11 protein-coding genes and 1 pseudogene are annotated in these 12,558 nt (G+C 69.2%); 6 read left to right on the top strand and 6 right to left on the bottom strand.

All coding sequences use genetic code 11. From position 1 onward, the window contains the following. Positions 1-186: 186 nt before the first annotated feature. From J2Y70_RS16075 to lldD, 3 genes are all read left to right on the top strand, one after another. The gene (locus J2Y70_RS16075; protein WP_309919661.1) at positions 187-768 is read left to right on the top strand and encodes an isoprenylcysteine carboxylmethyltransferase family protein; all 582 of its coding nucleotides are present in this window, start codon (positions 187-189) and stop codon (positions 766-768) included. A gap of 273 nt (positions 769-1,041) precedes the next feature. Then, entirely contained in the window at positions 1,042-1,893 is an 852-nt protein-coding gene (gene lldR / locus J2Y70_RS16070; RefSeq protein ID WP_309919658.1) for a transcriptional regulator LldR, read from the top strand. Positions 1,894-1,904: 11 nt separating this feature from the next. Next, positions 1,905-3,065 carry an FMN-dependent L-lactate dehydrogenase LldD gene (lldD, locus tag J2Y70_RS16065; RefSeq protein WP_309919656.1) on the top strand — a complete coding sequence of 387 codons (1,161 nt, stop codon included), beginning with the start codon at positions 1,905-1,907 and terminating at the stop codon, positions 3,063-3,065. 575 nt (positions 3,066-3,640) lie between these two features. Here lldD and ligD read toward each other — a convergent pair. From ligD to J2Y70_RS16050, 3 genes and pseudogenes are all read right to left on the bottom strand, one after another. Continuing rightward, a pseudogene (gene ligD / locus J2Y70_RS16060) lies at positions 3,641-4,495 on the bottom strand (non-homologous end-joining DNA ligase); the annotation flags it as partial. 351 nt (positions 4,496-4,846) lie between these two features. After that, a complete protein-coding gene (locus tag J2Y70_RS16055; RefSeq protein ID WP_309919652.1) occupies positions 4,847-5,824 on the bottom strand; it encodes a Ku protein in 978 nt (325 codons plus the stop codon). After that, positions 5,824-6,210, bottom strand: a complete 387-nt coding sequence (locus J2Y70_RS16050; protein ID WP_309919649.1) for a hypothetical protein — start codon at positions 6,208-6,210, stop codon at positions 5,824-5,826. Before J2Y70_RS16050 ends, J2Y70_RS16055 begins: the two co-directional genes overlap by 1 nt. Before the next feature lie 164 nt (positions 6,211-6,374). On the opposite strand from J2Y70_RS16050, the gene J2Y70_RS16045 reads away from it, so the two are divergent. Further along, positions 6,375-6,671, top strand: coding sequence for a hypothetical protein (locus tag J2Y70_RS16045; protein WP_263396482.1), 297 nt, complete (start codon positions 6,375-6,377; stop codon positions 6,669-6,671). 305 nt (positions 6,672-6,976) lie between these two features. Here the strand turns inward: J2Y70_RS16045 and J2Y70_RS16040 are convergent, their stop codons facing one another. Continuing rightward, positions 6,977-7,372, bottom strand: coding sequence for a DUF779 domain-containing protein (locus J2Y70_RS16040; RefSeq protein WP_309919643.1), 396 nt, complete (start codon positions 7,370-7,372; stop codon positions 6,977-6,979). Further along, positions 7,372-8,400, bottom strand: a complete 1,029-nt coding sequence (gene adhP, locus J2Y70_RS16035) for an alcohol dehydrogenase AdhP (RefSeq protein WP_263396480.1) — start codon at positions 8,398-8,400, stop codon at positions 7,372-7,374. The genes J2Y70_RS16040 and adhP overlap by 1 nt, the downstream gene beginning before the upstream one ends. A 353-nt stretch (positions 8,401-8,753) precedes the next feature. Between adhP and J2Y70_RS16030 the strand changes: the two genes are divergently transcribed. Both J2Y70_RS16030 and J2Y70_RS16025 read left to right on the top strand, forming a co-directional pair. Beyond that, a complete protein-coding gene (locus J2Y70_RS16030) occupies positions 8,754-9,311 on the top strand; it encodes a hypothetical protein (RefSeq protein WP_309919639.1) in 558 nt (185 codons plus the stop codon). Between the two features lie 66 nt (positions 9,312-9,377). Then, the gene (locus J2Y70_RS16025) at positions 9,378-10,700 is read left to right on the top strand and encodes a peptidoglycan-binding domain-containing protein (protein ID WP_309919636.1); all 1,323 of its coding nucleotides are present in this window, start codon (positions 9,378-9,380) and stop codon (positions 10,698-10,700) included. 143 nt (positions 10,701-10,843) lie between these two features. Here the strand turns inward: J2Y70_RS16025 and adh are convergent, their stop codons facing one another. Further along, on the bottom strand, positions 10,844-12,373 hold the full coding sequence (adh, locus tag J2Y70_RS16020) for an aldehyde dehydrogenase (RefSeq protein WP_263396477.1): 1,530 nt from the start codon (positions 12,371-12,373) through the stop codon (positions 10,844-10,846). Positions 12,374-12,558: the final 185 nt, after the last annotated feature.

The following is a 12,558-nucleotide window of genomic DNA, read 5'->3' as shown; positions in this document are numbered from 1 at the left end:
GAAAGTGACTTCCGGCAGGTCGGATCGATGACCGGCGGCCACTGAACGGCCACGGCCGCGGCGCCACACTGGCGCCATGCCATCGCCGCCCTGCACCACGGCCCTCATGAACACGGGCACGGCGAAGGTTCACCCGGCTTGCGCCGCCATGGCGTACACCACATCGCTCACCACGAGGACACGACGATGCACCTGACCCTGCGAAACCCCGACCTGCTGTTCGCGCTGCTGGGCGCCTGCTGGGGCCTGTACGAGGTGCTGCTCAGCCGCCGCCGCCGCGCGGCCGACGGCGGCGCGCGCGACCAGGGCACGCTGAAGATGCTGTGGCGGGTGCTGTACGCGGCGCTGGCGGTGGCGGTGCTGCTGTCCTTCCTCGGCCTGTGGCGCTATGCGCCGGCGCTGCAGGAACCAGCGCGCTGGATCGGGTGCGCGTTGCTGGCGGCCGGGCTGGCGCTGCGGCTGTGGGCGATCCGGGTGCTGGCGCGCTGGTTCACCGTGGACGTGACCATCCAGGAAGGCCACCGGCTGATCCGCCGCGGCCCGTACCGCTACCTGCGCCACCCTTCCTACACCGGCGTGCTGCTGTCGTTCTACGGGCTGGCGATCGGGCTGGGCGACGTGCTGTCGCTGCTGGCGATCGTGCTGCCGGTGACCTGGGCGTTCCTGCGCCGCATCCAGGTGGAAGAGGCGATGCTGACCCAGGCCTTCCCCGAGGAGTACCCCGACTACGCCGCGCACAGCTGGCGGTTGCTGCCGTTCGTCTGGTGAGACGCGGCCGATGCGCCGCGCTGGCGCCGGCAAGCGCGCCGGCAGCCAGGATGCGTGCCGGCGCCGGACGGGCGGCAACGTCGTAGCGCGTGGTCCGCGTCGAACTAGTCCTGCTGGCGCTGCTGGTCGTGCTGGTCGTGCTGGTCGCGACAATGGCGCGGTAATGGAGCTGTGCCGCGATTGGTATGACCAATAGTCAGGCCAGCCACGATTGACCCGGCAAAGCGCTACGCGATCTAATTGGGCTTCCGATATTCCGCGGCAGCCATTGGTATGACCAATTCACCGGCGCCTGCAACGGCCGATGCTGCACCCCAACCAGCATCACGCCGTGGCCAGCGCGATCCTGCGCCCGAAGCGTCGGCGCCCGGCAGCGGCCGCCTCAGCGATCGCGTCGCCGCGCAGCTTCGTGCGCTGATCGCCCAACGCGGGCTGCAGCCGGACGCGCGCCTGCCGGCCGAGCGCACCCTGGCGCTGGAACTGGGCGTGTCGCGCACCGCGTTGCGCGAGGCGATCGCCCAGCTCGCCGGCCAGGGGCTGCTGCGCGCCCGCGCTGGCGGCGGCACCTACGTGCAGCGCCCGCACACGCCCGAGGAGCGCGTGGTGGCGCCGCTGCAGCCGTTCCTGCCGCTACTGCAGGGCGATCCGGAATACCGCTTCGACGTGCTGGAGACCCGCCACGCGCTGGAAGGCGCCACCGCCTGGCACGCCGCGCTGCGCGCCACCGATACCGACCGCGCGCGCATCGCCGCCGCGTTCGAAGCGATGCTGCAGGCGCATGCGCAGGGCGATGCGGCCGCCGAGGCGCGCGCCGACGCCGACTTCCACCTGGCCATCGCCGAGGCCGCGCACAACCGCGTGCTGCTGCAGGTGATGCGCGGCCTGTTCGACCTGCTGCAGACCAACATCTCGCAGAGCCGGCACATGCTGTTCCAGTCGCCGCGCACCTTCGCCCCGCTGCTGGCGCAGCACCGCGCGCTGCACGACGCGATCCTGGCCGGCGAGCCGGAACGCGCGCGCGACGCGGCGCACGCCCATCTGGCCTTCGTCCATACCGCCCTGCGCAGCCTCGACGAGGACGAAGCGCGCCGCGCGCGCGCCTCGCGCCTCCCCTCCTCTCCCTGACGACCGCGCCGATGATCATCTCCGCCGCTTCCGACTACCGCGCCGCCGCCCAGGCGCGGCTGCCGCCGTTCCTGTTCCACTACATCGACGGCGGCGCCTACGCCGAGCACACGCTGCGGCGCAACGTCGCCGATCTGGCCGACATCGCGCTGCGCCAGCGGATCCTGCGCAACATGGCCGAACTGAATCTGGAGACCGAGCTGTTCGGCGAGCGCCTGGCGCTGCCGCTGGCCCTGGCCCCGGTGGGCCTGACCGGCATGTACGCGCGCCGCGGCGAGGTGCAGGCCGCGCGCGCGGCGGCGGCCAGGGGCGTGCCGTTCACCCTGTCCACGGTGTCGGTATGCCCGATCGAGGAAGTGGCGCCGGCGATCGACCGGCCGATGTGGTTCCAGCTGTACGTGCTCAAGGACCGCGGCTTCATGCGCAACGCGCTGGAGCGGGCCAAGGCGGCCGGCGTGACCACGCTGGTGTTCACCGTGGACATGCCCACCCCCGGCGCGCGCTACCGCGACGCGCACTCGGGCATGAGCGGGCCGAACGCGCCGCTGCGGCGCATGCTGCAGGCCGTCACCCATCCGCGCTGGGCCTGGGACGTGGGCCTGCTGGGGCGCCCGCACGACCTGGGCAACATCTCCACCTACCGCGGCAGCCCGACCGGGCTGGCCGACTACATCGGCTGGCTCGGCGCGAACTTCGACCCGTCGATCGCGTGGAAGGACTTGGAATGGATCCGCGAGTTCTGGACCGGGCCGATGGTGATCAAGGGCATCCTCGACCCGGACGACGCGCGCGATGCGGTGCGTTTCGGCGCCGACGGCATCGTCGTCTCCAACCACGGCGGGCGCCAGCTCGACGGCGTGCTGTCCAGCGCGCGCGCGTTGCCGGCGATCGCCGATGCGGTGAAGGGCGAGCTGAAGATCCTGGCCGACTCCGGCATCCGCAGCGGGCTGGACGTGGTGCGCATGCTGGCCCTCGGCGCCGACGCGGTGCTGCTCGGCCGCGCGTTCGTCTATGCGCTGGCCGCGGCCGGCCAGGCCGGAGTGGAGAACCTGCTGACGCTGATCGAGAAGGAAATGCGGGTGGCGATGACGCTGACCGGCGCCCGCTCGATCGCCGAGATCTCGCGCGATTCGTTGGCGCGGGTCACCCGCGAGTCGACGGTGTCGCCGTAAGTGGCTGGGCGAAACGCTGCCGCTGCGGGTCGTGCGCTGCGGTTTCTGCCTGCGCAGACAGCGGCAGCGTGATGCTTGCATCGGTGCAAGGTGCCGACATAGCTCGGCGTTTGCGGTTTCGATGGTGGATGCGCTCACGCTGCTGGGGTCGGCGCCACGGTTGGATCGAGGCTCCGCTCGTCGCGACTGAAGTCGCTCCCACAAGGAGCGGCGTGCTTTGCGCGAAGAGCAGCGTCCTTTGCGCGGATGCGCGGCTCGCGCACCACGTGTGGGAGCGACTTCAGTCGCGACGCCGTTCGCCAGCAGCGGCGGGATTGCATGGCGCTGGCACGGGTCGCCTTTGCGGTGTTGCATGTGGATACGCTCGCGTTGCAAGGGTCGGCGCACACGGTTGGATCGGGGCTTCGCTCGTCGCGACTGAAGTCGCTCCCACAAAGAGCGGCGTGCTTTGCGCGAAAGAGCAGCGTCCTTTGCGCGGATTCGCGGCTCGCGCACCACGTGTGGGAGCGACTTCAGTCGCGACGCCCTTGGCCATCAGCAGCGGCAGACAGAACCGCTCCGGAACGACCGACGGCTCAGCTCCCCGGCAGCCGTTGCTGCAACGTCTCCATCTCCTTCCATGGATGCTCGCGCAGGCGCGCGGCGCGTTGCAGCGCCTTGGCCAGCGGGAACGCCTGCGGCGAGGCGATGCGCGCCAGTTCCTCCCAACGCAGCGGCACCGCGACGGTAGCGTGCTCGCGCGCGCGCAGCGACCACGAGCACACGCTGGTGTTGCCGCGGCCGTTGCGCAGCCAGTCGATGAAGATCACCCCGCTGCGCTTGGCCTTGCTCATCGTGGCCACGTAGCGGTCCGGCGCCTGCGCGGTCAGCGCCTGGGCGAAGGCTTCGCAGAAGTCGCGCGCCTGATCCCAGCTGGCGCTGCCGGCCACGATCGGCACCACCACGTGCAGGCCCTTGCCGCCGGACAGGCGCACGAAGCTTTCCAGCCCGGCTTCGCGCAGGCGCTCGCGGATCGCGCGCGCGGCGGCCTTGATCTGGGTCCAGCTCACGCCCTCGCCCGGGTCCAGGTCGAACACCAGCCGGTCCGGATGCTCGGGATCGTCCACGGTCGAACCCCAGGGATGCAGCTCCAGGGTGTTCATCTGCACCAGCTCCAGCAGGCCCGCCAGGTCGCCGATGTACAGGTAGTCCTCGGTGCCGCTCTTCTGGCGCAGCGCGATCGCCTGCACGTGGTCGCCGAGCGCGCGGTTGTTGTGCTTCTGGAAGAAGCATTCGCCGGCGGTCCCGTCCGGGCAGCGCAGCAACGACAACGGCCGGTTGGCGACCTCCGGCAGCAGCCAGGGCGCGATCGCGCGGTAGTACGCAGCCACCTCGCCCTTGCTGATGCCGGCGCCGGGGTAGACCACGCGCTCGGGATGGGTGATGACGACGGCGTCGGCTGCGCTGTCGGCAGCGGTCGATGCCGGCGCGGGCACTGGCGTGCGGCGGTGCGCGGCGGCGACTGCCGCGCTTCCACGGCCGGCAGCGGACCTGGCCTTCGCCTTGGCGGTGCCCGGCTTGGCGCTCGCGACCTTGCGCGGTGCCGCCTTGCCTGGCGTCGCTTTCGCCGGTGCGGGCTTGGCCGGCGCGCGCGGGGCCGGCGCGGCGCTTCCCGGCTTGCGGGTCCCGGCCGCCTTGGCCGCCTTGGTGGCTTTGATGGCTTTGGTGGCCTTGACCACCTTGGCCGTTTTGACCGGCGCGGCACGGCCGGTACGGGCTGTCTCGCGTGACGGCATGGCGCCCTACCCCGCCTTGCGCCGCGCCGGCGCCTTGCTTGCGCCGGTCTTTTTCGCCGGCTTGGCCTTGGCCGCGGATTTGGCGGCGGGCTTGGCTGCCTTCTTCGCCGCTTTCTTGGCCGGCTTCTTGGCGGTCTTGCTCACCGGCAGCGCGTCGTCGTTGCCCTTGGCGGGGGTACGCCGCTTGGCCTCCAGGCTCTTCTGCAGCAGCGACATGAAATCGACCACGTTGGTGGCCGCATCCTCGCGCTGCGGCGCGTCGGTGTCGTCGTCCACCTGGGCGGTGCCCTCCTGCGCCTTGATGCGCTTCTGGATCACCGCCTGCAGGCGCTCGCGGAACTCGTCGTGATAGGACGACGGATCCCACTTCCCCGACATCGAATCGATCAGCTGCGCGGCCATCTCGGTTTCCTTGGCGCTGATCCGGTAGTCGGCGGCCTTGCCGCTGGGCAGCGTGTAGTCCTCCAGGTCCACCAGTTCCTGCGGATAGCGCAGCAGGATCAGCACCAGCGCGTCGTCGTGCGGCATCACCGCCGACAGGTACTCGCGGGTGCGGATCACCACCCGCGCGATGCCGACCTTGCCGGTAGCGCGCAGCGTTTCGCGCAGCAGCACGTAGCCCTTCTCGGCCTTCTTGCCCGGCACCAGCACGTAGGGTTTCTCGAAGTAGCGCAGGTCGATGTCGGCGGCGTCGACGAAGGCCTCCACTTCCACCGTCTCGTGGCTCTCCGGCGCGGCCGAGGCGATGTCCTTCTGCTCGACCACCACGTAGTTGCCCTTGCTGTACTCGAACGCCTTGACGATGTCCTTCCACGGCACCTCTTCGCCGGTGTCGGCATTGACCCGCTCGAACCGGATCGGGCGCTTGTCGCGCGCATCGAGCATGCGGAAATGCAGATCGATGCGGCGTTCGCCGGACATCAGCGACACCGGCACGTTGAGCAGGCCGAAGGACAGGGTGCCGGTCCAGATCGGGCGCGCCATCAGTGCGCCTCCACGCGCAGCGCCAGCGCCGGCAGGTGGTCCAGCGCCTGCCACGCGTCCTCGATCACCGGCCGCGCCTGGCGCCAGTCCAGGTGCGATTCGCCGCGCACCTGCTCCCAGTGCGCGGCCAGTTCGCCGTCGGTGTCGGCCATCGGCGCGCGCGGCCAGCCGCCAGCGTGGGTGCGCAGCGCGAACGCATACGCCGGGCACAGGTCGCGCCATGGGGTGCCGTGGCGGGCGCGGCGCTGGCGGTAGTCGGCCAGGCTGTACTGGCGGTAGTCCGCCGCGTCGTGCGGGCGCGAGGGCCTGTGGCGGCGCGGCGTGGCCGGCAGCGGGTCCAGGTGGGCATTGAACAGCAGCGGGTCGGGACGGTCGCTGGGGCGCATGGCGGAAGCTCCGGGCGGCATCGGCGGCGGGGGGATGGCAGCAGTAGCGCCGGTGCCGTTAGCCGTTCGTGACAGGCGCGTGGAGGTCTCGCGATTCGCAGCGGCTTCACTGCCGCCGCGTTGAACTGGAGGCACCGTCTCCATCCCCTACCGACGGAGGAATCATGTCCACACCCACCGATCCGCTACGCCAGGCCACCGACCCGGTCCCGGGCGAGCAGCGCGGCAAGCGCCACACCCAGGACCGCGAGGACCGCGGCGCCGGCGACAGTCCCGCCACCATCGTCGAACACGAACCGCGTACCGGCGCCGACCGCCCTGCCCCGGACACCGCGCCGGAGGACACCGGCAGCGATGCCGCGCACAAGCACCACACCGACGCCAACCAGGACGAAGCGTTGGAAGAGACCTTCCCGGCCAGCGACCCGGTCTCGCCGTTCGTGCCGTCTAAGGCGCCGTAGGCGGCGGATCGTGGTTGCTGTTGCCGCTGTTTGTGTAGGAGCGGCTTCAGCCGCGACCGGATGTCGGGCTACCTGTCATGTCGGGCTACCTGTCGCGGCTGAAGCCGCTCCTACAAAAGCGGTGCAGCGCGAATGCCGGAAAACGGCGGCGTCTGCCGCAACTATGTGGGAGCGACTTCAGTCGCGACGGGCAGTACCGGTAAGGCCTGTCGCGACTGAAGTCGCTCCCACAAAAAGCGCTTCATACCATGCCATCTGCCTACCGCTCCGATCCGCGGTACATGCAGTTGCTGTTGGCCCTCCCGCTACACCTTCCCCGCCGCCTGCAACGCCAGATACTCGACATCGTCGAACAGCCGCGAGCGCACCAGGAAGCGCACGCCCTCGCCGTTCTCCAGCGAGAACATGCCGCCGCGGCCGGGCACCACGTCGATGATCAGCTGGGTGTGCTTCCAGTATTCGAACTGCGGGGCGCTGATGTAGAACGGCGCGCCGCCGATCTCGCCCAGCTGCACGTCGCGGTCGCCGACGATGAAGTCGTCCTGCGGGTAGCACATCGGCGAAGACCCGTCGCAACAGCCGCCGGACTGGTGGAACAGCAACGGCCCGTGCCGCGCGCGCAGCCGCTCGATCAGCTGCAGCGCCGGCAGCGTCGCCAGCACCTGCAGCGGTACGCCGGAAGCGGGCGCGGCGGCGTCCATCAGGCCGCCATGTCCAGCACGATACGGCCTTCGATCTGGCCGGCGCGCATGCGCGCGAACACCTCGTTGATGTTCTCCAGCGTGGCGGTGGCCACGGTCGCGGCGACCTTGCCCTGCTCGGCAAACTCCAGCGATTCCTGCAGGTCCAGGCGCGTGCCGACGATCGAGCCGCGCACGGTCACGCCGTTGAGCACCATGCCGAAGATGTCCAGCGGGAACTGGCCCGGCGGCAGCCCGTTCAACGACACCGTGCCGCCGCGGCGGACCATGCCGATCGCCTGCTCGAACGCCTTCGGCGACACCGCGGTGACCAGCGCGCCGTGTGCGCCGCCGATCTCCTTCTTCAGGTAGGCCACCGGGTCGGTGGTCAGCGCATTGACCGTCACCGTGGCGCCCAGGCGCCGGGCCAGCTCGAGCTTGGCGTCGTCCACGTCCACCGCGGCGACGTTCAGGCCCATCGCCTTGGCGTACTGCACGGCCATATGGCCGAGCCCGCCGATGCCGGAGATCACCACCCAGTTGCCGGGCTTGGTGTCGGTGACCTTCAGCCCCTTGTACACAGTTACGCCGGCGCAGAGGATCGGCGCGACCTCGACGAAGCCGATGTTCTTCGGCAGGTGGCCGACATAGTCGGCATTGGCCAGCGCGTACTCGGCGAACCCGCCGTTGACCGAATAGCCGGAGTTCTGCTGCGCCTCGCACAGCGTCTCCCAGCCGCCCAGGCAATGCTCGCAATGCCCGCAGGCCGAGTACAGCCACGGAATCCCGACCCGGTCGCCTTCCTTGACGTGGCTCACGCCGGCGCCGACCGCGACCACGTGGCCCACGCCCTCGTGGCCGGGAATGAACGGCGGATTCGGCTTCACCGGCCAGTCGCCTTCGGCCGCGTGCAGGTCGGTATGGCACACGCCGCAGGCCTCGATCTTGACCAGGATGTCGCCGGCCTGCGGCCGCGGCACCTCCACTTCCTCGATCGTCAGCGGCTTGCCGAATTCGCGTACCACCGCGGCTTTCATCGTCTTGTTCATGTCGCACTCCTTCCCGTTGTTGCAATCCACACTAGGCGCCTTGCGGCGCCGCTGCCTTGATCGAGGTCAATCGCCATGGCCCCGTCGTTCCCCCTGCCCGCACACACCGATTGCCCGCACATCGATCGGACGCGACGTGCGATAGAGTCCGGCCTGCATGACGGCATGGAGGCGGCGGATGCAGGCGGACACCGAGAACGACACGGTTGCCAGGGGAAACGCCGGTCGTCGGCATCCTCACGCGCCTCTCGTACACTGCGGTCCTGCGCGCTCGCCGGCCACGCCCGCCCCGCGGGCCGCCGCGCGTCGCTGGCCACTGTGCGCCTGAACGGTCTAAGGAAAGGAACGACACCATGAAGCAACGCTTGCTTACCGCCGCCTTGCTGGCCCTGCTGCTGCAAGGCTGCAAGCCCTCGGAGTCCAGCGCGACCACCACCGCGGCCCCGGCTCCCGCACCGACGGCCACGGCCGCTCCGGAACCGGCGACAGCGGCCGCCACGGTCGCGGACCGCCCGGCGCTGCCGCAGGGGGCCTGCGAGAAGACAGAAGACGGATTTACCGCGTTCCTGGAGGCGATCATCGCCGATCCGGCGTTGCGCGCCGCCTACAGCGCCCCTCGCGTCGAAGAGCGCGACCTGCGTGATCCGTCCAAGCTGGTGAATCGCCCCGGCGAGCCGTTCCGGTTGACCCTGATCGACTACAGCTGGTCCTACAACGAACCCAATCAGGACCCAGGCAAACTGGCCCGGATCAAGATGGATTTCAAGCAAGACGGCGATCGGATGCGCGTGGACTTCGTGAAGGCCGAGTTTTCCGCCGACGATGACGTCATCAAGACCTTCGGCGCGCCCGAGGCCTATGTGTTCGAGTACACGCAACAATGCTGGCGGTTGGCCCAGCATTTGCGTTGATCGGCGTGGTACCCGCCACGTTGCGGGTATGGCGACAGGCAAGACCATCGACAAAGGAGAAGTACGATGCCCAGATACACAATCGTCGAGTCGGTAGGAAACGGCGTGCAGGCGGCTCACGACTACCAGGATCTCGAGCGCCATCATCCCACCCGCGGCAACGAGCGCGGCCGCGTCTACGCCACGGTCAATGGCGAGCGCGAGGAATTGCTTGGCAACTACAACGGCGCGGCGACCGTCTCGCGCGACGGCGACCATTACGTCTCCAAGGATTTCGTGCTGCAGGCCGGCAACGCCAGCGCCGTGCCGGTACCGGCCATCGCCAGCGGCTACATCGGCAGGGTCGATCCCAGCGACGGCATCGTGCAGATCTACGACAAGCCGGCCAACGATCCCAGCCGCGAGATGATCGCCCAGTACCGGCATCTGGATCTGCGCAATACCCAGCTCGAATCCGGCGACCGGATCGAATACGGGCAATCGGTGGGGATCCAGGGCGGCTTCAACAATGGCAATCCCAAGGCCTTCGGCAAGCACGTGCATGTGGATATCAACACCAGCTACCTGCCGCAGGCCGACCGCTACATCCGCGACATGGACAGCGGCGCGATCACCACCGACCACCGACCGCAGCAGGCCTCGCCCAATCTCACCGCTGCGGCCAGGGTGAGCGATATTTCGGGCAATGGACGCACGGTGGCCGCGCCGAGCGGCGCCAGCGTGGCGAGCGCCGCGCCGATGGCCGATGGCGTCCTGCGCAAGGAGGAACACGGCCCGGAGGTGAAAGCGCTGCAGGAGCGCCTCAACCAGTTGGGCTACACCGATGCCGATGGCAAGGCATTGGGCACCGACGGCAAGTTCGGCGACCGCACCAAGCACGCGGTCGAGGCGTTCCAGCGCGATCATCATCTGGATGTCGATGGCATCGCCGGCAAGGACACGCTCGCGGCGCTCCGGGAGGCGCAGGTACAGCGTCCCGGCGCTGCCGCCGCCGAACCGGCCGATGCGGCGCGCCCGCCGCTGCTGTCGGACAAGACCCATCCGCAGAACCCGATGTACCAGCAGTCCGTCGCGGCGCTGGAGAAACTCGGGCCCTCGGGCGGATTCAAGGACCGCGCCGAACTCGAGCGGGCGGCGGGCGCACTGACGCACGATGCCAGCATCAGCGGGATGACGCGCATCGATCATGTGGTCGCCAGCAACAACGGCAACGGCCTCATTGCGGTGGAAGGCAAGCTGGACGATCCCGCGCACCGCCGCGCCTTCGTCGATCGCGACCAGGCCGCGCAGCAGACCCTCGAGCAATCCACGCAGAAGCTGCGCCAGGATCTGCCCGTCGCGGTCGAGCCGGAACCCGTGCGCGAAACGACGCGCGCGATGTCGGTCTAGGCGGCTCATCGCTGGCGCGCGGGTCGTCTGCGCATGCAGGACCCGCCGCGCACCGACCGGCGCCGGCGGACGCGCTGAGACGCGTTGGGACTGCCGAGGCCGGCAGTCCCAACGCTCCTGCGCCGCGCACGTCGCGACAGCACTCAGAAGAACCCCAGCGCCTTCGGCGAGTAGCTGACCAGCAGGTTCTTGGTCTGCTGGTAGTGGTCCAGCATCATCTTGTGGTTCTCGCGGCCGATGCCCGACTGCTTGTAGCCGCCGAACGCGGCATGCGCCGGATAGGCGTGGTAGCAGTTGGTCCACACCCGCCCGGCCTGGATCGCGCGGCCCATGCGGTACAGGCGCGACGCATCGCGGCTCCACACGCCGGCGCCCAGCCCGTACAGCGTGTCGTTGGCGATCGCCAGCGCCTCGGCCTCGTCCTTGAACGTGGTCACCGACACCACCGGCCCGAAGATCTCTTCCTGGAACACGCGCATCTTGTTGTGGCCCTTGAACACCGTTGGCTTGACGTAGAAGCCGCCGGCCAGCTCGCCGTCCAGCGCGTTGCGCTCGCCGCCGATCAGCACCTCGGCGCCTTCCTGCTTGCCGATATCGATGTAGGACAGGATCTTCTCCAGCTGCTCGCTGGAGGCCTGCGCGCCGACCATGGTGTTGGGATCCAGCGGATTGCCCTGCTTGATCGCGGCCACGCGCTCGAGCGCCTTTTCCATGAACCGGTCGTAGATCGATTCCTGGATCAGCGCGCGCGACGGGCAGGTGCACACCTCGCCCTGGTTGAACGCGAACAGCACGAAACCTTCGATCGCCTTGTCGAGGAAATCGTCGTCTTCGGCCATCACGTCGGCGAAGAAGATGTTCGGCGACTTGCCGCCCAGTTCCAGCGTCACCGGGATCAGGTTCTGGCTGGCGTACTGCATGATCAGCCGGCCGGTGGTGGTCTCGCCGGTGAAGGCGATCTTGGCGATGCGCGGGCTGCTGGCCAGCGGCTTGCCGGCTTCCAGGCCGAAGCCGTTGACCACGTTGAGCACGCCCGGCGGTAGCAGGTCGCCGATCACCTCCATCAGCACCAGGATCGAGGCCGGGGTCTGCTCGGCCGGCTTCATCACCACGCAGTTGCCGGCGGCAATGGCCGGGGCCAGCTTCCAGCACGCCATCAGCAGCGGGAAGTTCCACGGGATGATCTGCCCGACCACGCCGAGCGGCTCGTGGAAGTGATAGGCGATAGTGTCGCTGTCGATCTCGGAGATGCCGCCTTCCTGCGCGCGGATGGCGCCGGCGAAATAGCGGAAGTGGTCGGCGCACAGCGGTACGTCGGCGTTGAGCGTCTCGCGCAGCGGCTTGCCATTGTCCCAGGTCTCGGCATAGGCCAGCAGCTCGAGATTTTGTTCGATGCGATCGGCGATCTTCAGCAGCGCGTTGCTGCGCTCGGTGGCCGAGGTCTTGCCCCAGGCGTCCTTGGCCGCGTGCGCGGCGTCGAGCGCGGCCTCGATGTCCTGCGCGTTGGAGCGCGCCACCGAAGTGAACACCTTGCCGCTGATCGGCGTGGTGTTCTCGAAGTACTGCCCGCTCTTGGGTTCCACCCATTGGCCGCCGATGAAGTTGCCGTAGCGCGACTTGAAGATGGACTGCGGATCGGTGGCGAGCGGCTTGGCGGTGGTGACGGCGTTCATCGGTGACTCCTGCGGCAGTGGGAAAGGAACGGGACATGCCCATCCGGGTAGGCGGTAACCGCAAGAGCGATGCCAGGTTTTCGTTGCTGCGCCGCGTCATGCGCTCGCGCCGCGGCGGATCGGCGCGCCCGCCCGGTTCCTGCTGCAACGCATCACGCGCGCCGATTGCGTGCGGGCGACGGATG

Origin of the sequence: Xanthomonas sp. 1678 (assembly GCF_031455575.1) — a bacterium.
In the GTDB taxonomy this organism is placed as follows: domain Bacteria; phylum Pseudomonadota; class Gammaproteobacteria; order Xanthomonadales; family Xanthomonadaceae; genus Xanthomonas_A.
Note: the sequence above shows the minus strand (reverse complement) of the source record. Positions and strands in the feature narration are given on the sequence as shown.